Origin of the sequence: Chitinophaga rhizosphaerae, assembly GCF_003958645.1 — a bacterium.
Classification (GTDB): domain Bacteria; phylum Bacteroidota; class Bacteroidia; order Chitinophagales; family Chitinophagaceae; genus Chitinophaga; species Chitinophaga rhizosphaerae.
In genome coordinates this window covers 457,850-478,418 of the sequence record NZ_RXLO01000002.1, presented here as the reverse complement: position 1 = coordinate 478,418, position 20,569 = coordinate 457,850, and the positions used below count along the sequence as shown (strand labels likewise).

The following is a 20,569-nucleotide window of genomic DNA, read 5'->3' as shown; positions in this document are numbered from 1 at the left end:
TATTCTTTATTTATAATGCGCATATACAATGCGTACTGCGGTATTATGTTTGTTGAACCTACTACCTATTAACTGAGTTAACCTCCAAAACTGTACGACATGAGCCGCAAGAAAAGAAGACTGGGGCCGGGCGCAGCTATTTCTCCAAATCCCGCCATGCTATCATGGTATCTCGCTCAATTTCCTCCAGCGCCTTTTCCACCGAAATCCCCAGGCGCTCCGCTTCCTGTTTCGCCACCCGCTGAACCAGCACCTTCAACAGAGCACGCTCCCGGTTAAGTTCGTCTCCAGGTAAAGCGGGCTTCCCTATTCCAACCAGTTCAGTGCGAAAATGAGCTTTAAAGTTATCTAGATGTTCCTGATATACTTTCCCGTTAGAGCCCAATAAGGTGGAAAAGTGTGTTCTGGTATACCCTAACCGTTTCGCAATTGCTTCGTTGGTTAAAGGCGCACCGGCCATTTTGCTGTTATTTTTTACAATATCTACCAGCTTTTGAAGCTCTATTTTGAAATCCATTTAATAAAAATTATGTTCGATTGAATAACATCGAAAGTTTTACAATCGAACATTTATCTCTTGGAATGTTCGATAATCGCACATAGATTTGTACTGTAATCGCACAGCAAAGTTACACTGTGGTTACTGAAAAATTACACGTGAAAGTACGCAAAAATCGTAATACGTATGATTCCGGCAGATAAGAAAGAAGAAATAAAGGAATTGTTGAAGCAGGTGAACGTGGCGGATATCTGCCGCCAGCATGGCCTGAGACCCGCTTCGGTGTCGGAATCGCTGGGCGACCGGCGCCGGGATCATACCGCTTTAAAGGTTGTGGTGAGGGAGGCAAGGAAGATCGTAGCACAACAGGCCGCGGAAATCGATAACCTTTAAACTACCCTCGCCATGAGCCCCGAACGTATCGACAAACTTGAACAAAACTTATTGGCGCTCCGGAAGATCGCTGACTGGCTGCTGGAAGAGGTGCGGGCGGAGAAATCCGCCTCACCCGCCCGGCGGCAGAATAAAAGGCAGGCTCGGGTGGTCGATCTTAAAACGCGCATTCTCTGTGGCAGACTGAAGCCAGACCACTTGCGCACCCCTAAAACCAAGAAAGCATGATCCACATCATCGATTATATCGTCGGCGCCGATGGTCTCGGCCTTTTCATCGCCTGGGATCGCGACTGCATTCCGCAGGAGGATCGCGAATTGGAGAACGGGGAGTTGCTGGAATTGTTACTGCAAGCCGGTTACATCTGCGATTACCACCAGCATAACGGCGCGGATGTAGCAGTGTTGATCGACGGCTTCAAATACTGGACGGATCTCCAATCCTTCCTCCGCGACGAGCTCAGCGATCAGATGTGCATCAATCTTTTACAGGAACAACTTAAACAGGTATAACCGCCTCTTCCGGAGGTAATTCATAACACAAATTTTACCAATACAATTATGGAAAATTACACTCTTCCCACGGGGAAAGTCCTCGTATTGCGTTCATGTGAGCCGGATATGACCAGCCACGGAGGCTTCAAATGGCCTGAATCCGGCCCCGTTACCTGTCCTGACTGGAAAGACAACACCGAATGTGGCAATGGGCTACATGGCTGGCTCTGGGCACAAGGTAATTTTGACCTCAAATTTAAAAGTCCGCAGGCAAAATGGCTTGCACTGGAAGTAGACGAGAAGGATATCCGCGAATTGAGCGGTAAGGTCAAGTTCCCCGCCTGCACTGTTCTTGTAACCGGTACATTCCGCCTGGCGTATGATTTCGTTATGAAGTATTTCTGGCTGAAGCATGCCGCCGAGTTGCGCCTCCAAGTAGTGCAGGACCCTACCGCAAAATATTCTGACGAAGAAGGTGTCAGTGTAGTGACCACTGAATTTAAAGCCTCAGCATCCGCTGCTGGCGATGGCGGGCACGCATCCGCTGCTGGCAAGTACGGGCACGCATCCGCTGCTGGCTATGGCGGGCACGCATCCGCTGCTGGCGATGGCGGGCACGCATCCGCTGCTGGCGATGGCGGGCACGCATCCGCTGCTGGCTATGGCGGGCACGCATCCGCTGCTGGCTATGGCGGGCACGCATCCGCTGCTGGCTATGGCGGGCACGCTGTAGTACTCGGGCTTAACGGAAGAGCATGTTGCGGAGAAAACGGGGCGCTGATCCTGACTTACTGGGATGGTACCCGCAACCGTCACGTTGTTGGCTACGCCGGCGAGAACGGCATTGAGTCAGGGAAATGGTACAAACTGAGCGATAAAAAGGAACTGGAACTGATTGCAGACGCGATTTGAATGTGAAACATTGGAAGAGTAGTCCGGGTTTTTCTAAATCTGGAATTTTCTCACCCTTTTAATTCAATAAACTATGGACAACAATACCATCCTCGCAGGGGCCATAATTGCGGCTTACTACCTGCTTTGCACCATCGCTTTTTACCTGTACAATAAAACCGGTAAATCATGAGCCCGATCACACTCGTACTCGGCGGTATGCTGTGCCTGGCACTACTGTGTCTGTTCGCTTACTTTCTCGGTAAACTTTTTAAAGCCCTGGGAGATGACACCACTTTTTGCTCACATTGTGACGATGACGATGTTCATTGTCCTGTATGCCGCAATGCGGAAGGTCTTTAAAGAACCATCGCATGACCGGAGTAATAACGATAGTGGCGTCCGGCCGCGTGTGGTTCCAGGAACGGTACAGCTTCATCGACGATCGCAGGCGCATCTTGTCAAGGATTTCGGAAGAATTCGAACCGCCGTACGAAATCATCATTATGCCGGACGTGTCCGAAGAAATCGAAGTACTGCACTGGTCGAAATTGCAGGTGCAGTTTTCACTCTCGCCCTTATCTGCACTGCGATCTGGTGCATCGTCAAACGTAAACATCAAAAAAGCAATATAGGTATGAACATCAGTATGACTTTGACCGCTGATAAAGCGGCAGATTTTGAAAAGCTGGCTTTGGTCTTTTCGGCCCTGGCAGACAGCTCGTGCGCGCCCGGTGTCAAATCTGGCGATTCTGCTAAGGCTTTAGCCGCCCCAACAACCTCAAAGGTTGCAGCACCTTTATCATCCGGCAACGTTGCCGAGAAACAGACACTAGCACCCGCTGCTGTTGAAACAGAAGGCAAAACTCTCTCGCTTGAGGATGTCAGGAAAGCCTCCAAAGCTAAGATCGATGAAGGCAAACAGGACCAGGTTAAAGAGACGCTGGAGAAATTCGGTGCAAATCGACTCACCGCGCTGGAAAAGGCTGATTACTCCGCATTCATGGCCGAACTGGATAAGTTATGAGTTCTCATGCATTCCTCCCTCCCTCCAGTGCTAAAAGATGGATCGCATGCACTCTCTCCGCTCATTTGGAAGCTCAATTCGAGGATAGAGCCGGTATAGAGGCAAAACGGGGTACCCTCGCTCACCTGCTCGCTGAGACGATGCTAAAGGAGAAATACGGGCTCATCTCTACTACAGAATCTGCTGCTATCCTGAAGGAATGTAAGCTCTCGCCATTGTACGATGACGCCATGCAGGTCTACATGGAAGACTATGTGGCCTACGTGGTTGAGACTTTTGAGACTATCCAGGCGGCGACCCCTGATGCAGCTATTTTCATCGAGGTTAAGTTGGATATGACGGAGTATGTTCCTGAAGGCTTCGGCACCGGCGACGTCACCATTATCGGCGACGGCCGCATGCGGAACATCGATTTGAAGTATGGTAAGGGCGTGTTAGTGTCGGCGGAACGTAACGAACAAATGATGTTATATGCGCTGGGGGCTATCCGAAAGTATGGAATCCTTTACGACATAGATGTCGTTGAGATGACCATATATCAGCCGAGGCGCGATAACATCTCTGATTGGGAGTTGCCGACTACCGAACTGCGCAAATGGGCCGAAGAGGTGGTGAAACCTCGTGCGAAACTCGCTTTTGAGGGAAAGGGCGAGTTCGTTCCCGGAGAGCACTGCCACTTTTGCCGCGGTAAAGCGGTATGCCGGGCCAATGCGGAAAAGAACCTCGAAATCGCCCAATACGATTTCCGTGACGGGCATTTGCTCTCTGACCAGGAGGTGGCGGACATCCTTTCCCGCGCCGACCAGTTCCAGAAATGGCTCACTGCTGTGGAAGAGTTTGCGCTCGAATCGGCTGTCCAGAAAGGCAAACGCTGGCCTGGTTATAAGCTGGTAGAGGGCCGCAGCAATCGGGTGTATTCCGACAGGGAAAAAGCTGCGGATGCGCTGAAGGCTGGTGGCTTCTCCGACACGCAGATATACGAGCCTCAAACTTTACTCAGCATCACCGCCATGGAGAAAGCCATCGGGAAGAAAGCGTTTTCGGTGCTACTGTCCGATCTCATCGACAAACCGCCCGGTAAACCTGCGCTTGTGCCAGTTTCCGATAAACGGCCAGAGCTGAACAGCATTGAAAGTGCTCAAAACGATTTTTCTTAATTGATTCAAAACCAATATTTAACAATGACAACTACAACCAATCCCGGCAAAGTGATTACCGGCCTTGTGCGCTTCAGCTACGTACATGTATTTGAAGCCGTCGCCCTGGAAGAAGGGCAGGAGAAGAAGTTTTCTGTTTCCCTCATCATCCCCAAATCGGACAACGAGACAGTTGACAAGATCAACGCGGCGGTGGAAGCCATTAAAGCGCAGGTGAAGGCAAAGAACGGCGGCAAACTGCCGGCCAAATTTAAGCTACCGCTGCGCGATGGCGATGAAGAACGCCCTGACGACGAAGCGTATGCCAACAGTTATTTCCTCAACGCCAACTGCAAACCGCAGCCTGGTGTCGTGGGGCCGCTGAAGGATAAGGACGGTAAACCGTTGCCGATCACGGATCCCGCGCAACTCTACAGTGGCTGTTATGGTCGTGCCAGTATCAATTTTTACGCTTTTGATACCAAAGGGAATAAGGGCATCGCCTGCGGCCTGAACAACCTGCAGAAGCTCCGCGACGGGGAGCACCTGGGTGGTCGTAGCCGTGCGGAAGACGATTTTTCTGATGATCTCCCAATGGATGACGGAGACTTGCTTGATTAACCTGCTGGGGCTTCGGCCCCAGCCTTAAAACCTCCTCGTATGCAATTCGAAGATATTCAAAGACTTATGCAACAGATTAGCGGATTGGATACTGATATCCGCAAACTGCAACGTTGCGCCACCAGGTTGAAAGATCTGGATGCTGTAATCGGTTTGAAGTTAGTTCTTCCAAAAGCAGCGCCTGTCGAACATTTTGATGGAGCAGCCAACCCTATGGCATTCCCTATCGGCGGGCTTATGGAAGGTCTCATGTCAACCTTTATACGAAAAGCCCCGCCTTCCGAAGATTTCCACTTCAATATCACGGAGGTAGAAGCTCTCCAGATCCTCGGTGTGATCGTAGCCCATAAGGAGGCTGCGCGGATGCACCATATTAAACAGCTGGCAGACGCCGGCATCTCCATTTCTCTTTAAATCTATTGATATGCAAAACGCTTTCACCGACCGTGACCTGATGCCATTTGGCAAACATCGGGGCAAAGCCATGGCCAATGTGCCCGCACCGTACCTGCTTTACTTGCTCAATGCCGGAATCGATCACCCGGGTGTAAAAGGGTACATCCTCGATAACCTGGATATCCTGAACAAGGAAGCCGCAAAAGTAAAACGCTGATGCGTACGCTGGCCATAGATATAGAAACCTTTTCCTCTACCGATCTGACAAAGTCAGGCGTTCACAAGTACGTGGAGGCTCTGGACTTTGAGATCCTGCTGCTTTCCTACGCCATCGATGGCGGCGAACCTATGTGCGTTGATCTGCTGGCAGGCGACACGCTGCCAGTCGACATCCTTGATGCGCTTACCTCACCTGCGGTGCTGAAAACCGCCCATAACGCGGTTTTCGAACGCACATGTATGGCCAAATATTTCGGCCTGCCAATGCCGCCGGAGCAGTGGGAGTGTACAATGGTGAAGGTCGCCATGCTCGGCCTGCCGCTATCGCTGGATGCTGCAGCAAAAGCGTTGAAGCTGGATGCAGAGAAAGACGCGGCCGGCAAAGCGCTTATCCGCTACTTCTCGCTACCCTGCAAACCGACCAAAACCAATGGTGGCCGCACCCGTAACCTCCCGGAGCACGACCCTGAGCGGTGGGAAAAATACAAGTCTTACAACCTGCAGGACGTTCGCGTCGAGCTGGCAATCCGCGGCAAGCTGTCTGCTTTCCAGATCCCCGATCAGGAACGCCGCCTCTGGCAACTGGACCAGTACATCAACGACAACGGGATCCTGGTGGACACCCTGCTGGTGCGCAACGCCATCCGGCAGGATCTTGCCTACAAAGAGACGCTGACCGAGGAGGCGGTGCGGATCACGGGGCTCGATAATCCCAACAGCGCCACCCAGCTCAAAGACTGGTTAGGGAAGGAGATGGACAGCGAAGTGGAAACCCTCCGTAAGGATGATATCCCCGCTCTGCTGCAGGCGACCGATAAAGAAGCCGTGCAGCGCGTGCTGCAGATTCGGCAGGAAATGGCAAAGACATCTGTGAAAAAGTACAAGGCTATCGCAGCATGCGTGTGCGCTGACCGCCGCGTGCGGGGGCTGCTGCAGTTCGGTGGGGCGAACCGAACGGGTCGGTGGGCCGGGCGCCTGGTGCAGGTGCATAACCTGCCGCGTAACGAAATGTCCGATCTGGAGCTGGCCCGCGAGATGGTGCGACAAGATAACCTTGGCGGGTTGGAGCTGCTTTTCGGGAACGTGCCGGACGCGCTTTCGCAACTTATCCGCACCGCCTTTATCGCGCCGAAAGGCCACAAACTGCTGGTAGCCGATTTCTCCGCCATCGAAGCGCGCGTTATCGCATGGCTGGCAGGGGAGAAGTGGCGGCTGGGCGTTTTTGCCACCCACGGGAAAATTTACGAGGCCTCCGCCGCCCAGATGTTCGGCGTGCCGCTGGAGAGTGTTACGAAGGGCTCCGACCTGCGCCAGAAGGGAAAAGTGTCCGAGTTGGCGCTGGGCTACCAGGGAGGGCCGAACGCGCTTATCAAGATGGGAGCACTGAAAATGGGCATTGTCGAGGAAGAGCTGCCACGGCTGGTGGCTATGTGGCGCCAGGCCAATAAGGCGATCGTGCGGTACTGGGACTGTGTGGGGAACGCCGCGATCGAGGCTGTTGAGTTCGGCCAGCCTGTAACCATCAGTCATGGCATCGTCCTCCGTATGGAACGCAATATCCTTTTCATCCAGCTGCCCAGTGGCCGGCGCCTGGCGTATGTACACCCGCAGCTTCGCCCGGGAAAGTACGGTGGTACCGTGCTCGCTTACGAGGGGATGGATCAGACCACAAAGAAGTGGGGCATGCAGGAGACCTATGGCGGCAAGCTGGTCGAGAACATCGTGCAGGCCGTAGCCCGCGACTGCCTCGCCGTAGCTATGCTGCGGCTATCGGACGCCGGGTACCGGATCGTAATGCACGTTCATGATGAGGTCGTGCTGGAGGTTCCCGACACTGCCAGCTCCACGGAGAAAGTAAACGAAATTATGGGCATGCCCATCGACTGGGCGCCCGGACTGCCGCTGAAAGCGGAGAGCTTTGAAACTTCATTTTATAAAAAGGATTGACATGAAAATATTTTTTAAAGATACGGGGTTAGAGAATCTTCAGCGCGCCATTGAACGCGCTGCGCAAAGAGACGCGCAGGGAAAACAGTGTAGCCCGGAAAATGACTTCGTCAACCGCCCCGGTCATTATACGGCCGGCGCCATTGAAGTCATCGACTTCATCGAAGACCAGGGGTTCAATTACCGCATCGGCAATGCGGTGAAGTACCTGTGCCGTGCCGGGCGTAAAGATCCTGCGAAGCATGTCGAGGATCTGCAGAAAGCGATCTGGTACATCAACCGGGAGATTCAGACACTGGAAAAGGATAAGCCATGAGAAAGTTCACGCCAGAGGAAGACGATTTTTTACGTAAGAATTACCTGACCGTGCCGGCAAAACGGATGTCGATCCTTTTGGGGCGATCGGAAAGCGCTGCGCGGCAGCGAATGGCGTTGCTGGGGCTGGTGGCTCCGCCGGAAGTGATTGAGCGATTTCGGAAAGAAAGTCAGTTCAAGAAAGGGCAGGTCTCATTCAATAAAGGACGGAAGCAATCGGAGTACTGCAGCCCGGAAGGTATCGCACGGTCAGCGAAAAACCGCTTCAAAAAGGGCCAACTGCCCCCGAATACCTTGTATGATATGGCAATTACTGTACGAAACGATAAGCGTGGCGTGCCATATAAATTCATCCGGGTCTCGCAATCCGTATGGATACCCCTTCAGCGGTACGTATGGGAGAAAGAAAACGGCCCGTTGGCCAGAGGACTGAAAGTGATCTTCAAGAACGGCGATACGATGGATTACCGCCCTGAGAACCTGGAAGCCGTTTCCTGCCGCGAGCTCATGCAACGCAACTCCGTTCACAACCTTCCGAAACCGATTGTGCAGACCGTACAGCTTCGCGGCGTACTCAACCGTCAGATTAACAAACGCATTAAACAGTTGAAAGATGAAAAACAAAATCAGTGACCTGCGTGATCACATGTTCGCCGCGCTCGAACGGCTTGCCAACGAGAACATGACCCCAGAGGAGCTCAACACCGAGATCGAGCGCTCCAAAGCGATTTCAGACGTAGGCAAGGTTATCGTGGAGTCCGCAAAGACAGAGGTTCTATACGCCAAGCTGACCGGGCAACGCCACGAGGCGCCCACGAAGTTCCTGCAGCTTGACGAGGATGGCATTCGTAAAATCGAACGTCCTGCAGGAACCTACAGCAATAAATCGCCTATGGGAATTGCCGGCAGCGAGGAATAAACCCAAACAAACATGACATCACAGACTATGCAATATGACGGCCAGCTGGATATCGCCACTGGCCGCTACCGGATGGAGCGGAATTGGAAGAACAAGCAGGTGCTATGGTCTGACCTGGTGGCGAAGCTCTCCGCCACCCACCGAACAACGGAGACCTACCAGGAGTACCTGAAGGCGAAGAAGTCGCGGCAAGATGAAATAAAAGATATCGGGGGATTCGTTGGCGGCTACCTGGCTGGTGGCCGGCGTAAGGCCGGCACGGTCGTGCACCGCCAGTTGCTTACTCTCGACCTGGACTTTGCTACACAGGGGGTGTGGGACGAATTCACCCTGCTGCACGACAATGCTGCGGCGCTCTACAGCACGCACAAGCATTCCCCGGAAGCGCCGCGCCTACGGCTTATCCTGCCGCTGGATCGTGAAGTCGGCCCGGACGAATATGTTGCGATCGCGCGGCGGGTGGCCGGGATGGTCGGCATCGAGTTATTCGATCCCACTACTTACCAACCGGAGCGGCTCATGTACTGGCCCTCCACGGCGAAGGATGGGGTTTACCGCTTCGAGCACCAGGACGGCCCCTGGCTTTGTGCCGACGATGTGCTGGCGTCGTACCGCGACTGGCGCGACAGCAGCGAATGGCCGACCAGCAGCCGCGAATCGGATATTACGCTCCGCGAACTGCGCAAGCAGGGCGACCCGTTGCTGAAGCCGGGCATTATTGGTGCATTCTGCCGGACGTACTCCATCGGCGAGGCTATTGAGGTTTACCTGTCGGATGTGTACGATACCTGCGACGTAGCCGACCGCTTTACCTACAAGGAAGGAAGCACCAGCGCCGGGCTGGTGGTGTATGATGATAAATACGCCTACAGTCACCACGGGACTGACCCGACCAGCGGCAAGCTATGCAACGCGTTCGACCTGGTGCGCCTGCACCGGTTCGGCCTGCAGGATGAAGATGCACGGGAAGACACCCCGTCCAATAAGCTACCGTCGTTCCTCGCCATGCAGGAGCTCGCGGCCAAAGACCCCCAGGTGCGCCGGCAATTAGGTGCCGAACGGCTTGGGGAGGCGCATGCCGACTTTTCCGACGACCTGCAGGAGTTGGATGCCGAGCCTGCCAGTGATGAATGGTTGGCGGATATGGACGTGGACAAGAAGGGTAATTACTACTCCACCATCGACAACATCATGCGGGTGCTGCAGAACGACCCGGCACTCAAAGGCCGCTTCGCCCTTAACCAGTTCGAGCGCCGCGAGGTGGCGCTGAAGAACCTGCCGTGGCGCAAAGTCACCCCGCAGACCGCCTACCTCACGGATGTGGACGACGCCGGCGTGAGGCACTACCTGGAAAGCGTGTACAATATCACCGGCGTGCAGAAGGTGCAGGACGGTATGAACCTGGTTACCGCCGCCAACGGCTTCCACCCGGTACGGCAATACCTGGAGGGGTTGAAATGGGACGGCGTGCCTCGTGTGGACCAGCTGCTGATCGACTACCTGGGCGCCGAGGATAATATCTATGTACGCACTGTAATCCGTAAAGTGCTGGTTGCCGCAGTCACCCGCATTTTCCGCCCCGGCGCCAAGTTCGACTACATGATCGTAACTGTTGGCCCACAGGGAAAGAAGAAATCCTCACTGATCGATGCCCTCGGCGGCGCATGGTATTCCGATTCGCTCACCACGGTGCAGGGAAAAGATGCTTATGAAGCCGTACAGGGTGTATGGATCCTTGAAATGGCGGAGCTCGCCGGGCTTAAACGCGCGGAGGTGGAAATCGTAAAGCACTTCATCAGCAAGCGGGTAGACCGCTACCGGGTAGCCTATGGCCGGCGCGTGGAGGACTTCCCTCGGCAGTGCATCCTGTGGGGCACCAGCAACAACCGCAACTTCCTGCGTGACCCGACGGGTAACCGCCGGTTCTGGCCTGTCGATATCCACGTCACGCCGCCAACCAAAGACGTATTCGTTCACCTTACCGAAGAGGAGAGAGGGCAGGTATGGGCAGAGGCGATGGAGTTGTACAGGGCCGGGGAGCCGTTATTCCTTCCCAAGGAGATCGAAGACATGGCCACTGCCGTGCAGGCGGAACACGCCGAGCACGACGAGCGCGCCGGTATGATCGCCCGGTACCTGGACACCCTGCTGCCGGACAACTGGGAGCAAATGGACATCTACCAGCGCCGCGCGTTCCTGGCTGGCGATGAACTGGCGGCGCCAGGCACTCACCAACGCACCCGTGTCTGCGTGGCGGAGATATGGTGCGAGGTGCTGGGAGGGCAGCAGAAGGAGATGAACAAATACAACACGAAGGAAGTACACGACATGATGCGGGCAATGAAGGGGTGGGATGAATGTAGGTCGGCGAAGTCACGATTTGGCTTCTATGGTTTACAAAAAGGCTACGTGAGAACTGATTTCGTGGTAACAGATGATGTTACCACTGTTACCACGAATGTTACCACGAAAAATAAGTCGTGGTAACATCGAAAGACAATACAGTAAGGAATCCTAACCAATTGTTACCACTGTTACCACGAAATACTATAACTTATCGAAAAGGTTAATTAGGGGATGTAGATAAGAATAACACTCGCCTAAACACGCGTAATAGAATGTATGGGAATTTGTGGTAACAGTGGAACAGTGGCAACAAACCTGAAAATGGCACAAGAATCAAAACTCGAAACCCGACTCCGTGAACGTGTGAAGAAACTGGGCGGACTGGCGATCAAAATTTTCATCCTGATGTTCACCGGCTTTCCTGACCGGATTGTCCTGATGCCCGGCGGCCGGTTCTGGATCGTAGAGATGAAGGCGCCAGGCGGATCACTGAGCCCACGCCAGCAGACGGTTCATCGCAAACTCCGCCGGATGGGCTTTGAAGTGACGGTGATATGGGATGAAGAAACATTACAGAACTTTTTTAAAATCATTGAGTTATGAGTAGTAAAAGGGAGAAACAAGAAGAAGGAAGAAAGGCACATGCTAGGAGAATATCCGCCTTTCAAAAACAAGGATTTACCATTTACAGGATCGCAAAGGGCGGATATGATGGGGAGCATTGGGGGTACAAGCATAAAGACGGAAGGAGCGGGGGCGGTTTTGATCGTGACTCGGATGTCATGGATTATTTGGAAAGAATGAACATGGTAAATTTCGAAAAGCCATGAAGTACGCCCCTTTCCCCTATCAGGAACACGCCACCGAGCACATCATCGAACACCCAGCCGCAGGGTTGTTCCTGGAAATGGGTCTCGGCAAAACGGTGTCCACGTTGACCGCGATTGACCGTTTGATGCGGCAGTACATGGAGGTCGGTAGGGTGCTGGTGATCGCCCCGAAGCGCGTGGCGGAGGATACCTGGACGACCGAATGTGCCAAATGGGACCACCTCCGACACCTGCGGATCTCTCGGGTACTGGGCACAGAAAAGCAACGCCTGCAGGCGCTGAAGGCCTCCGCCGATATCTATGTCATCAACCGCGACAACGTTGTATGGCTGGTGGCCCAGCTGGGGGGAGCGTGGCCGTTTGATATGCTGGTCATTGACGAGTCCAGCAGCTTCAAGTCACCGAAGGCGGCGCGGTTCAAAGTGCTACGATCCGTCCGTCCGAAGATCAACCGCGTGGTGATCCTGACCGGCACACCGGCGCCCAATAACATTATCGACCTGTGGCCGCAGCTATACTTGCTGGACCAGGGCAAGCGCCTGGGCAAAACCATCACCGGGTTCCGAACGGAGTATTTCTCAGCTGGCCGCCGCAATGGTCACGTGGTGTACGACTACGTGCTGAACGGCCAGAAGGACGACGGCATCATGGGTGCTGGGATCATGGAGAAGGAGATCTACGACAAGATTGGCGATATCTGCATTTCCATGAAGGCTGCGGACTACCTGCAACTCCCGGAGCGCATTGATCGTTTCGTGCAGGTGCGTCTCCCGGCGAAGATCATGGACCAGTACCAGGAGTTCGAACGTCGGCAGGTGCTGGCACTGGCTGACAACAACGAGATCACCGCGGTTAATGCGGCGGCATTGTCCGGCAAGCTCCTGCAGTTCGCCAACGGCGCGGTATACGACGAGGAGAAGATGGCGCACGAGTTCCACACCGAAAAGCTGGAAGCACTGGAGGAGATCATCGAGTCGGCCAATGGTGCGCCGGTGTTGGTATTCTACTGGTTCAAGCACGACCTGCAGCGCCTTCACAGGCACCTGGCAGCCTATAAGCCTCAGGAGTTGAAGGGTTCTGACGACATCCGTAAGTGGAACGAAGGCAAAACCCGCGTTCTCCTGGCGCATCCTGCCAGCGCGGGGCACGGACTCAACCTGCAAGCTGGCGGTAATATCATTGTATGGTTCTCGTTAACGTGGAGCCTGGAACTTTACCAGCAGGCCAACGCCCGACTGCATCGGCTCGGCCAGGACAACGCAGTGATCGTTCATCACCTGGTCGCCACCGGCACCATGGACGAGGATGTGATGGTGACGCTGGGGGATAAAGCCGATTCCCAGGACGCGTTGATGCGTGCGGTAAAGGCACGGGTAAAAAAATATTTCGGCGTGGCGCAAAAAGTATAACGAATTCAAATTTTTACTATTTTTGTTACATCAGGCTACCCGATTACCCACACAGTTTATAGCCGGTGTAACTCACAAACACTCGGCAATGATCCAAGGAATTAACGTGAAAGAGAGCAGTGGCGAATTGCTTATCGGCATCAAGCGCGAGCAATTCATTGCCCAGATCAATTCCCTTCCCGACAAAGATGGATGGGTAAACCTCATCATCTCCCCGTTGCGCGCCCCGGTTTCGAAGGGCTACACGCACACCGTAAGACCACAAAAACCTAAAAAGCATGGGACGACCGAAAAGCATCAGTAGTCCCGAACGCCTTTACCAGCTGTTTGAAGCATATAAGCAGCTGGTAAAGACTTCGCCTTTTGAGGTACATGACTACGTCGGAAAGGATGCCGTAGAGGTTCATAAGCGTCGTGAAAAGCCACTTACCCTCGAAGGGTTTGAGAACTACGTAGAAGGATTAGGTGTGATTGGCACACTAGCGCACTATTTCATGAACTACGAAGGGCGTTACGAAGCCTTCGTAAGTATCTGCGCGCGTATACGCCGCGAAATCAGGCAGGATCAAATCGAGGGCGGCATGGCGGGAATTTATAACCCCAGCATCACGCAACGATTGAACGGCCTGGTGGAGCGTACCGATGTTACCACGCAGGGAGAAAAGATAAACGTGGACTACGGGAAGTTGAGCGATGGAGCACTTGAAGAAATCGTCCGGGCTTCCGGCGCTGGATCCGAATAAAGCGCTGGCGGAGCTGTGTAGACGCCGTTTTTACCGGTTCTTTCTCGAAATGTGGGAAACGATCGAGGCGGCGGAGCTGGTGCCCAACTGGCACATCGAGTACATCTGTGATGAACTGCAGGATGTGTACGAGAGGTGGGCGCGGGGCGAATCGCAGGACGATGTCCTGATAAACGTACCGCCAGGCTCCACGAAAAGTACCATCGTTACGCAGCTGTTCCCGGCCTGGTTGTGGGTGAAAGACCGATCAGCCAGGATTATTTCCAGCAGCTACGCGGCAGATCTTGCCACGGCGCACGCTGTTAAAACGCGGGATTGCCTGAAGTCGGAGAAGTTCCAGGCCTTGTTCGGCAAGGACTACGTAAAGTTCAAAGACGACACCGACGGCAAGACGCATTACAAGAACGACGCGAAAGGCGAACGTTTCGTAACCAGCACCGGCGGACGGGTTACCGGGATGCATGGCGACTTTATCCTGATCGACGATCCGCTGAATCCGGAACAGGCGACCAGCGATACCGACCTGAAGAAAGCGACGAGGTTCGTTTCCCGCACGCTGGCGACCCGGAAAACGGATAAAAAGCGTTCGGTGACCATTATGGTCATGCAGCGCCTCCACGAGGCGGATCCCGCCGGAGAATGGCGAAAAAAGAAGCTGCTGCGGTACATCTGTCTGCCGGGCGAACTCAGTAAGGACGTCCATCCAGCTGAATTGAAGGATCGGTACATTGACGGGTTGCTGGACGTTCGGCGGTTACCGCGCGAAGCCCTGGAAAAGCTCCAGACCGATCTTGGCAGCTACGGATATGCCGGCCAGATCCAGCAGCGCCCGGCGCCGGAGGATGGTGGGATATGGAAGCGGTGGTTCATCGCTATTCCGGACAACGCTTTCCCGACGCCCGACCAGCTGGAGGACTACGGTTCTGACTGGGACACGGCCTATACGGAGGCGCAGAAGAATGACGCCAGCGCGTATTGTACATCCGGTGCCATCCGGCTGAAGGAGGGCCGTAAGATCTTCATCGACAAGATCGGGCACGCCAAAAAGGAGTTCCCGCAGCTGATCCGGTTTATGAAGCTGCTGCCGGCGCCACACTACGTCGAGGCGAAGGCTTCCGGTAAAAGCGCCAAACAGACGCTGGTGTCCAATGGCATACCGGCGATCGAGGTGCAGGTGGTTGGTGGCGACAAGATCGCCCGGACGAAGATGGCGACGCCGCCGGTGGAAGCCGGCCTGGTGTTTATCCGGCAAAGTCTCGTCGATATGCTGTACGACGATCCCGAACAGGGTCTGCTGGCGTTCCCGAACGGCCTGCACGATGACCTGAACGACGCAATAGTACAAGCCATCCAGCGGCACACGCAGCCGCAAAAGGAATGGTTCTAGATATTTTCTCTGGCTCCGGTTCTCTCCCGATTTGGCCGTAAAACACGGCAAATGAACATTGTCCAACGCTTGAAATACGCGGCACAGGCCTTTGGAGGCCGATTGCCGGTGAATAATGGCGGCATGCGGGAGGTGGGAGCGCAGTTGGTATCCAACTTGCAGAACACCAACCAGTATGTGAAGAACGGGTATTCCGCCAACGCGATCGTATACGCGATCATTTCCTATTCTGCCCGAAAGTTCTCCACCGTTCCCCTTCATCTCTACGAAAAGACCAATGATGCCGCCTTCAAGCGGTATAAGGTGCTTTTGGGTAGTGGCTTTCCAACCACCAAAGCGGCAGCGATCGAGGCTACAAAGTTGCGGCGGAAGGCGCTGAAGGCGGTGGACACCCACCCGGTACTTGACCTGCTGGCGCGGCCGAATCCCATGCAGGGCGGCTCCTCCTTCATCGAGAACCTCTACGGTTTCAAACTCATTACCGGTGCCGGCACAGCCTGGGCGAACCGCGGAGGCATTGAAGGCGGTGAACCGCTGGAGCTGTGGTGTCTGCCCTCGCAAGACATCGACATCGTATGCAAACGCCCTGATTTCCTCGTGCCCGTTGGCTACCAGCTGAAACACGGGTACATCACCAACCTGCGGAAAGAGGACGTACTGTACTGGAAATACTGGAACCCGAACTGGTCGACCGACGGGTCTCACCTGTACGGTATGGCGCCGCTGCAAGCCGGGGCAATGGTCGCCACGGAGCGCAGCAAAGCCGACCGCGCCAGTGCGACCGTTATGCAGAACCTCGGCAGCAAGGGCGTGATGTTCGCGAAAGGGGAGAAGGGCATGTCCGTGGAGCAGCGGGATCAGCTGCAGGACAGGCTCGACCAGGAAGTAAACGGGATCCAGAATCTTGGCCGCGTCGGACTCGCCAATACCGAACTGGGGTATATCAACCTCGGCCAGACTATGCAGGAAATGGCTATGGAGGGCGTGAAGCGCATGTCCAAAGAGGATTTGTGCAACGTGTTCGGCTTTCCGCCGGTTATCCTCGACCCCAGCAAGGGTACGCTGGCCAACCTGGAGGCATCCATAAAATCGTTCGTTACCAACAAGATCATACCGGAGTGGTGCTCCTTGCGCGATGACCTGAATGCCTGGCTGTTGCCGATGTACAAAGACGGCCGGCGCTATTGGCTGGAGCCGGATTTCTCGGCCATCCCGGAGCTGCAGGAGGATCTGGAGAAGCAGGTGAACGCCGTGATGAAGATCTGGCCGCTCACCCCTAACCAGATGCTAGAATACCTGGGCTGGGAGATCGACGAAACCGATCCCGTCATGAACCGCAGGTATGCACCTGCCAACTTGGTGCCGCTTGACGAACTGAGCGCCCCGGCTGACGACATTAGTACCGATGTTGAGAAGCTGTTGCGAAATGGAATTTCTGATTATAAATAATCCAATTTTTATGCGTTACACAAACATTGTTGTTGAGAAACAGGAGACAGGGCTTACGTGGGAGAATCCCGTGATAGTGTCACGGAATTTTGACCACATCGCGATCGGTAAGGCATGGCTCCGGATTGGCGCGAATGGCGAAATCGTGGCAGACATTGAAACAGACAATGAGTGTGCTGGTCTTTATCCCGCCATTGGGTACAAGTTTGATACGACCATGCCTGACAAGAAAACGATCACGGGCATTGGACTCTGCGATAACATGAATCTGGATGCAACGATTTCGCCTTTATGACCGATCGGCAGATATGGCGGCAGTTTGAGACGTTTCAGAAACGGTACGAACGCAAATATGCGAAGCAGGTGTACGCCTTGTTGCGGCGCCAGGCACGTCAGATTGCGGCGTACCTCGTCGAGAACGGCATCGAGCAGACGATTGCCGCCATGTCGCTATTGATTCGCCGGCAGGATGTGGCGGATCTGCTGCAGCGCCTGTATACGGATGTAGGAGTCCGCTGGGCGAACATTGAGTACGGCAACATCCTCGACCAGGTGAAAGGTTATGATGTTCCCGTACGCACCAAAGCTTTCGGCTTCAATGCCGAGTGGGAGGCGATACTGAATATCTTTTTCACCGCTTACGGCGGGGATAAGATCACCAGCATTGACGAGACCACCAAGGAATGGCTGATCCGTAAGATCATCGAAGGCCGCGAGGCGGGACTCGGCCCGGAGCAGATCGCCAGATCCATGAGGGATGATAAAACGATCCCGCTGGCACGTGCGCGGGTGATCTCCCGCACGGAGACCGTAGCTGCGGCGAACTTCGGCGGCATGACTGCGGCACGGCGCAGTGGCCTGCGGATGAATAAGCGCTGGGTAAATGCCCACGACGGACGTGTCCGCGAAACGCACAAGGACGTGGCACAGGGTGGCGTGGGAGGTGAAGTTGTGCCGCTGGAGCAGCCGTTCAGCAATGGCATGATGCATCCGGGTGATCCGCAAGGTGGCGCGAAAGAAGTCATTCAATGTCGATGCATTGTGAGCACCAGGCCAGCGCGCGACGGAAACGGGATGCCGATAAGAGCGTAAAAGTATCGTAATGACATTGGAAGAAGCGATTAAGATTGTTATACCGACGCCGCCAGGCGCGTGCCGCCTGATCCGCATGCGGCTGGAGTTTGAGCGATTTCAACTGAAGCAACGCATCGAACAGAAAAGAGATTTGCACCTGGTGCCGAAAAAAACTTTGGAAGAAATCGAAAAACTATTTTGCGAATTGAAATAAATACTATTTTTGTAAACGTATGGCAGAAAAGCGCAAGATTACTCCGCGCAAAGAGAAAGCCAGAACCAATTTCCCACCCAATTTATCTGATTCTCCCCGCAAAGAAAAACGTCCAGTTCACGCGCCTGTACCGTTACAGGTAACCTCTGACCATGCGCATTCCCATAACGCGCATGAAAAGGAACATTCAGTACAAGACCCTCGATGGGGGCATTAAGGACGTAGACACGCAGTCTCGTACACTGAAAATTGCAATCGCATCGTTCGGAGAGGCTAACCTCGACCGCGATCGCGATATCATCCTGCATTCTGCCGCAACAAAGACTATCAAGGAACGCGGCCCTAAAGGCACCAACGAGATCTGGCACCTTACCGATCACGTATACCTGATGGAGCATGCACTGGGTAAGTTCTCCGACCTGTACGTTGAAGGGGATTATCTCATTGGTATCTCCTCTCCCAGCCGTACCCGCCTGGGTAACGACGTGATGGAGCTGTATGTGGACGGCCACATCAACCAGCACAGTATCGGATTCGGCGTAATCGAAGAAGAACAACGTAAAGATGGTGTAAACATCATCAAGCAAATCGCGCTGTGGGAAGGTTCCACCGTCCTGTGGGGCGCGAATGCCAACACGCCGACCTTCGGAGTCGCCAAATCCCTTACAAAAGCGGAGGCGTCCTCCATGCTGGAGCGGACGATCAAAAGTCTCCGCAACGGTCACTATTCCGACGAAACTTTTTCCTTACTGGAATTACAACTCAAAGCGATTCAACAATATCTTCTTGACATTGACGAAAAAGCCACTGCGCCGGCATCCGAGACCACGCAGCCGGTTGTCAAAGCGGTTGATTACTCCGGTTTATTGAGTGAAATAAAATCAGTTCAAAACATCTACAAAAACTGACACTCATGTTTCGGATATTATTTCCCATGAACTTCCTGTACCGTGACGCGCTCGCCGATGGCGGCGGCGGAATGGAGGAAGTGACCAAAGCGGTCAAAGAGCTGAAAACCGAGGCCGAAAAAGGCCAGGCAGCAGTGAAAAAGCAAATCGGCGATGTCGCCGACGAAGTGAAAGGCGTCAAAGAAGGCGTCGAAGAAGTGAAATCCAGCGTTACTGTTGTACGTGACGAGCAGGATAAATTGAAAGAAGAAGTGAAATCCCTGAAAGCTGCTCGTGGGCGCGAAGGGGCTGAGCCGAAGCGGAAGAACTTCAATCAGGTGCTTGCTGATGCGCTGGTTGAACAAACCGATGAGCTGGAGAAAATGGCTCGCGGTGATAGCGGCCGGAAAAAGAACCTATCAATCCAATTAAAAGCAGTTGGTGACGTAACAACGGCCAGCGTAAGTGGCGGTGATGCATGGGGGAACATTATTCGTCCCGGTATTATCGAACTGCCCAAACGTAAGGTGAATGTGCGGGATCTGTTACCTGTTGGCTCGATCGGTCCCGGCACTGAATTCGTATACATGCGGGAAATTCCCGGTGAAGGTGCGCCCGATGTTCATACAGAAGGGGCGGTAAAATCCAAACTGGATCTGAGACTGCAGGAAGACAGTGTTAAAATCCAGACCATTGCGGGGCTGATGGACGTAACAAAGAAGGCGTTCAACAATATCCCCGGGTTTGTATCACTCATGCAGTCCCGCCTCCCCGAACTTCTTCGCAGAGCTGAAGATCGCCAGGAACTGTGGGGCGATGGTACCGGTGATAACCTGAAGGGCATTTTAACCGCCGGTAACTATACCGCTTCCGATTCTACGGCGGATACCCTGGTAGAACAGCTTATCGACGGCCTGTCTCAGGCTGAAGATGAACTGGAAACTGACGTTACGACAATTCTGCTGCGCCCCAAGTACTATTTCTCATTCTTCAAAAACAAAGCTGCAGGATCAGGTGAGTATGATCTGCCTAAGAATGTAACGTTTGTGAATGGGGTAATGTATGTTTCTGGTATTCCGGTGTATTCTTCCACTGCCATGAACAAAGACTTCGCGGGAGCAGAAGCGAACAAATTCCTTATTGGTGACTGGAGCCTGGGCGCACAACTGCTCGTTCAGGAAGATATGCGACTGGAAATCAGCGAACACGATCAGGATAACTTCCGTCGTAACAAGTATACCGTTCGTATCGAAGAAACCGTTGCGCTTCCTGTATATGGTAGCCGCTTTTTCATCGCTGGCGACGTGGCAACCCCTGTAGTGTAACAGATCCTTAACGAAATACCTCACCGGGAGGGTGGCGTAAAACCGCCC

Annotated in this window: 28 protein-coding genes; 27 read left to right on the top strand and 1 reads right to left on the bottom strand. The window is 53.9% G+C overall.

Annotated elements, in window-relative coordinates; genetic code table 11:
• Positions 1–136 precede the first annotated feature (136 nt).
• Positions 137–517, bottom strand: a complete 381-nt coding sequence (locus EJ361_RS05590) for a hypothetical protein (RefSeq protein WP_126244369.1) — start codon at positions 515–517, stop codon at positions 137–139.
• A gap of 168 nt (positions 518–685) precedes the next feature.
• Between EJ361_RS05590 and EJ361_RS05585 the strand changes: the two genes are divergently transcribed.
• The 27 genes from EJ361_RS05585 to EJ361_RS05460 all read left to right on the top strand — a co-directional run bounded on the left by EJ361_RS05585 (position 686) and on the right by EJ361_RS05460 (position 20,521).
• Complete coding sequence (locus tag EJ361_RS05585; RefSeq protein ID WP_126244368.1) at positions 686–892, top strand: hypothetical protein; 207 nt, start codon at positions 686–688, stop codon at positions 890–892.
• Positions 893–904: 12 nt separating this feature from the next.
• Complete coding sequence (locus EJ361_RS05580) at positions 905–1,120, top strand: hypothetical protein (RefSeq protein ID WP_126244367.1); 216 nt, start codon at positions 905–907, stop codon at positions 1,118–1,120.
• Positions 1,117–1,404, top strand: coding sequence for a hypothetical protein (locus EJ361_RS05575; RefSeq protein ID WP_126244366.1), 288 nt, complete (start codon positions 1,117–1,119; stop codon positions 1,402–1,404). Before EJ361_RS05580 ends, EJ361_RS05575 begins: the two co-directional genes overlap by 4 nt.
• A 48-nt stretch (positions 1,405–1,452) precedes the next feature.
• A complete protein-coding gene (locus tag EJ361_RS05570) occupies positions 1,453–2,298 on the top strand; it encodes a DUF7666 domain-containing protein (protein ID WP_126244365.1) in 846 nt (281 codons plus the stop codon).
• A gap of 353 nt (positions 2,299–2,651) precedes the next feature.
• Complete coding sequence (locus EJ361_RS25540) at positions 2,652–2,912, top strand: hypothetical protein (RefSeq protein WP_164714095.1); 261 nt, start codon at positions 2,652–2,654, stop codon at positions 2,910–2,912.
• Between the two features lie 2 nt (positions 2,913–2,914).
• Complete coding sequence (locus EJ361_RS25535) at positions 2,915–3,304, top strand: hypothetical protein (RefSeq protein WP_164714094.1); 390 nt, start codon at positions 2,915–2,917, stop codon at positions 3,302–3,304.
• Complete coding sequence (locus EJ361_RS05560) at positions 3,301–4,461, top strand: DUF2800 domain-containing protein (RefSeq protein WP_126244363.1); 1,161 nt, start codon at positions 3,301–3,303, stop codon at positions 4,459–4,461. Before EJ361_RS25535 ends, EJ361_RS05560 begins: the two co-directional genes overlap by 4 nt.
• Before the next feature lie 24 nt (positions 4,462–4,485).
• Positions 4,486–5,061 (top strand): DUF2815 family protein, encoded by a 576-nt coding sequence (locus EJ361_RS05555; RefSeq protein ID WP_126244362.1) that lies wholly within the window; start codon positions 4,486–4,488, stop codon positions 5,059–5,061.
• Between the two features lie 39 nt (positions 5,062–5,100).
• Entirely contained in the window at positions 5,101–5,475 is a 375-nt protein-coding gene (locus EJ361_RS05550; RefSeq protein WP_126244361.1) for a hypothetical protein, read from the top strand.
• 10 nt (positions 5,476–5,485) lie between these two features.
• On the top strand, positions 5,486–5,674 hold the full coding sequence (locus tag EJ361_RS05545; protein WP_126244360.1) for a putative quorum-sensing-regulated virulence factor: 189 nt from the start codon (positions 5,486–5,488) through the stop codon (positions 5,672–5,674).
• Complete coding sequence (locus EJ361_RS05540; protein WP_126244359.1) at positions 5,674–7,623, top strand: DNA polymerase; 1,950 nt, start codon at positions 5,674–5,676, stop codon at positions 7,621–7,623. The genes EJ361_RS05545 and EJ361_RS05540 overlap by 1 nt, the downstream gene beginning before the upstream one ends.
• Before the next feature lies 1 nt (position 7,624).
• Complete coding sequence (locus EJ361_RS05535) at positions 7,625–7,939, top strand: DUF3310 domain-containing protein (RefSeq protein ID WP_126244358.1); 315 nt, start codon at positions 7,625–7,627, stop codon at positions 7,937–7,939.
• Complete coding sequence (locus tag EJ361_RS05530) at positions 7,936–8,571, top strand: HNH endonuclease signature motif containing protein (protein WP_126244357.1); 636 nt, start codon at positions 7,936–7,938, stop codon at positions 8,569–8,571. Before EJ361_RS05535 ends, EJ361_RS05530 begins: the two co-directional genes overlap by 4 nt.
• Complete coding sequence (locus EJ361_RS05525) at positions 8,552–8,857, top strand: hypothetical protein (protein ID WP_205686942.1); 306 nt, start codon at positions 8,552–8,554, stop codon at positions 8,855–8,857. The genes EJ361_RS05530 and EJ361_RS05525 overlap by 20 nt, the downstream gene beginning before the upstream one ends.
• Positions 8,858–9,325: 468 nt before the next feature.
• Complete coding sequence (locus EJ361_RS05520; protein WP_240646569.1) at positions 9,326–11,344, top strand: virulence-associated E family protein; 2,019 nt, start codon at positions 9,326–9,328, stop codon at positions 11,342–11,344.
• A gap of 180 nt (positions 11,345–11,524) precedes the next feature.
• Positions 11,525–11,806: a VRR-NUC domain-containing protein gene (locus tag EJ361_RS05515; protein ID WP_126244356.1), complete on the top strand. Its 282-nt coding sequence runs from the start codon at positions 11,525–11,527 to the stop codon at positions 11,804–11,806.
• Positions 11,803–12,033, top strand: coding sequence for a hypothetical protein (locus tag EJ361_RS05510; RefSeq protein WP_126244355.1), 231 nt, complete (start codon positions 11,803–11,805; stop codon positions 12,031–12,033). The genes EJ361_RS05515 and EJ361_RS05510 overlap by 4 nt, the downstream gene beginning before the upstream one ends.
• Positions 12,030–13,442 (top strand): SNF2-related protein, encoded by a 1,413-nt coding sequence (locus EJ361_RS05505; RefSeq protein ID WP_126244354.1) that lies wholly within the window; start codon positions 12,030–12,032, stop codon positions 13,440–13,442. Before EJ361_RS05510 ends, EJ361_RS05505 begins: the two co-directional genes overlap by 4 nt.
• Positions 13,443–13,530: 88 nt before the next feature.
• The gene (locus EJ361_RS05500) at positions 13,531–13,746 is read left to right on the top strand and encodes a hypothetical protein (protein ID WP_126244353.1); all 216 of its coding nucleotides are present in this window, start codon (positions 13,531–13,533) and stop codon (positions 13,744–13,746) included.
• Entirely contained in the window at positions 13,721–14,185 is a 465-nt protein-coding gene (locus EJ361_RS05495; protein ID WP_126244352.1) for a terminase small subunit, read from the top strand. Before EJ361_RS05500 ends, EJ361_RS05495 begins: the two co-directional genes overlap by 26 nt.
• Positions 14,186–14,309: 124 nt before the next feature.
• Entirely contained in the window at positions 14,310–15,572 is a 1,263-nt protein-coding gene (locus EJ361_RS05490) for a hypothetical protein (protein WP_126244351.1), read from the top strand.
• Positions 15,573–15,623: 51 nt separating this feature from the next.
• Positions 15,624–17,021, top strand: a complete 1,398-nt coding sequence (locus EJ361_RS05485; RefSeq protein WP_126244350.1) for a phage portal protein — start codon at positions 15,624–15,626, stop codon at positions 17,019–17,021.
• A gap of 10 nt (positions 17,022–17,031) precedes the next feature.
• A complete protein-coding gene (locus EJ361_RS05480; RefSeq protein ID WP_126244349.1) occupies positions 17,032–17,316 on the top strand; it encodes a hypothetical protein in 285 nt (94 codons plus the stop codon).
• Positions 17,313–18,113 (top strand): phage minor head protein, encoded by an 801-nt coding sequence (locus tag EJ361_RS05475; protein WP_126244348.1) that lies wholly within the window; start codon positions 17,313–17,315, stop codon positions 18,111–18,113. The genes EJ361_RS05480 and EJ361_RS05475 overlap by 4 nt, the downstream gene beginning before the upstream one ends.
• 10 nt (positions 18,114–18,123) lie before the next feature.
• The gene (locus EJ361_RS05470; protein WP_126244347.1) at positions 18,124–18,309 is read left to right on the top strand and encodes a hypothetical protein; all 186 of its coding nucleotides are present in this window, start codon (positions 18,124–18,126) and stop codon (positions 18,307–18,309) included.
• A 152-nt stretch (positions 18,310–18,461) separates the two neighbouring features.
• Positions 18,462–19,217 carry an HK97 family phage prohead protease gene (locus tag EJ361_RS05465; protein ID WP_126244346.1) on the top strand — a complete coding sequence of 252 codons (756 nt, stop codon included), beginning with the start codon at positions 18,462–18,464 and terminating at the stop codon, positions 19,215–19,217.
• A 26-nt stretch (positions 19,218–19,243) separates the two neighbouring features.
• Positions 19,244–20,521, top strand: coding sequence for a phage major capsid protein (locus EJ361_RS05460; protein WP_164714093.1), 1,278 nt, complete (start codon positions 19,244–19,246; stop codon positions 20,519–20,521).
• Positions 20,522–20,569: the final 48 nt, after the last annotated feature.

What these genes read in the sequence shown, in the direction of transcription:
- EJ361_RS05515 (WP_126244356.1), top strand. Translation starts at nt 11,525, where the DNA reads ATGGCACAAGAATCAAAACTCGAAACCCGACTCCGTGAACGTGTGAAG.
- EJ361_RS05510 (WP_126244355.1), top strand. Translation starts at nt 11,803, where the DNA reads ATGAGTAGTAAAAGGGAGAAACAAGAAGAAGGAAGAAAGGCACATGCT.
- EJ361_RS05495 (WP_126244352.1), top strand. Translation starts at nt 13,721, where the DNA reads ATGGGACGACCGAAAAGCATCAGTAGTCCCGAACGCCTTTACCAGCTG.
- EJ361_RS05550 (WP_126244361.1), top strand. Translation starts at nt 5,101, where the DNA reads ATGCAATTCGAAGATATTCAAAGACTTATGCAACAGATTAGCGGATTG.
- EJ361_RS05525 (WP_205686942.1), top strand. Translation starts at nt 8,552, where the DNA reads ATGAAAAACAAAATCAGTGACCTGCGTGATCACATGTTCGCCGCGCTC.
- EJ361_RS05475 (WP_126244348.1), top strand. Translation starts at nt 17,313, where the DNA reads ATGACCGATCGGCAGATATGGCGGCAGTTTGAGACGTTTCAGAAACGG.
- EJ361_RS05535 (WP_126244358.1), top strand. Translation starts at nt 7,625, where the DNA reads ATGAAAATATTTTTTAAAGATACGGGGTTAGAGAATCTTCAGCGCGCC.
- EJ361_RS05470 (WP_126244347.1), top strand. Translation starts at nt 18,124, where the DNA reads ATGACATTGGAAGAAGCGATTAAGATTGTTATACCGACGCCGCCAGGC.
- EJ361_RS05590 (WP_126244369.1), bottom strand. Translation starts at nt 517, where the DNA reads ATGGATTTCAAAATAGAGCTTCAAAAGCTGGTAGATATTGTAAAAAAT.
- EJ361_RS05560 (WP_126244363.1), top strand. Translation starts at nt 3,301, where the DNA reads ATGAGTTCTCATGCATTCCTCCCTCCCTCCAGTGCTAAAAGATGGATC.
- EJ361_RS25540 (WP_164714095.1), top strand. Translation starts at nt 2,652, where the DNA reads ATGACCGGAGTAATAACGATAGTGGCGTCCGGCCGCGTGTGGTTCCAG.
- EJ361_RS05570 (WP_126244365.1), top strand. Translation starts at nt 1,453, where the DNA reads ATGGAAAATTACACTCTTCCCACGGGGAAAGTCCTCGTATTGCGTTCA.
- EJ361_RS05545 (WP_126244360.1), top strand. Translation starts at nt 5,486, where the DNA reads ATGCAAAACGCTTTCACCGACCGTGACCTGATGCCATTTGGCAAACAT.
- EJ361_RS05520 (WP_240646569.1), top strand. Translation starts at nt 9,326, where the DNA reads ATGGTCGGCATCGAGTTATTCGATCCCACTACTTACCAACCGGAGCGG.
- EJ361_RS05485 (WP_126244350.1), top strand. Translation starts at nt 15,624, where the DNA reads ATGAACATTGTCCAACGCTTGAAATACGCGGCACAGGCCTTTGGAGGC.
- EJ361_RS05530 (WP_126244357.1), top strand. Translation starts at nt 7,936, where the DNA reads ATGAGAAAGTTCACGCCAGAGGAAGACGATTTTTTACGTAAGAATTAC.
- EJ361_RS05580 (WP_126244367.1), top strand. Translation starts at nt 905, where the DNA reads ATGAGCCCCGAACGTATCGACAAACTTGAACAAAACTTATTGGCGCTC.
- EJ361_RS05500 (WP_126244353.1), top strand. Translation starts at nt 13,531, where the DNA reads ATGATCCAAGGAATTAACGTGAAAGAGAGCAGTGGCGAATTGCTTATC.
- EJ361_RS05480 (WP_126244349.1), top strand. Translation starts at nt 17,032, where the DNA reads ATGCGTTACACAAACATTGTTGTTGAGAAACAGGAGACAGGGCTTACG.
- EJ361_RS25535 (WP_164714094.1), top strand. Translation starts at nt 2,915, where the DNA reads ATGAACATCAGTATGACTTTGACCGCTGATAAAGCGGCAGATTTTGAA.
- EJ361_RS05585 (WP_126244368.1), top strand. Translation starts at nt 686, where the DNA reads ATGATTCCGGCAGATAAGAAAGAAGAAATAAAGGAATTGTTGAAGCAG.
- EJ361_RS05540 (WP_126244359.1), top strand. Translation starts at nt 5,674, where the DNA reads ATGCGTACGCTGGCCATAGATATAGAAACCTTTTCCTCTACCGATCTG.
- EJ361_RS05555 (WP_126244362.1), top strand. Translation starts at nt 4,486, where the DNA reads ATGACAACTACAACCAATCCCGGCAAAGTGATTACCGGCCTTGTGCGC.
- EJ361_RS05505 (WP_126244354.1), top strand. Translation starts at nt 12,030, where the DNA reads ATGAAGTACGCCCCTTTCCCCTATCAGGAACACGCCACCGAGCACATC.
- EJ361_RS05460 (WP_164714093.1), top strand. Translation starts at nt 19,244, where the DNA reads ATGAACTTCCTGTACCGTGACGCGCTCGCCGATGGCGGCGGCGGAATG.
- EJ361_RS05575 (WP_126244366.1), top strand. Translation starts at nt 1,117, where the DNA reads ATGATCCACATCATCGATTATATCGTCGGCGCCGATGGTCTCGGCCTT.
- EJ361_RS05465 (WP_126244346.1), top strand. Translation starts at nt 18,462, where the DNA reads ATGCGCATTCCCATAACGCGCATGAAAAGGAACATTCAGTACAAGACC.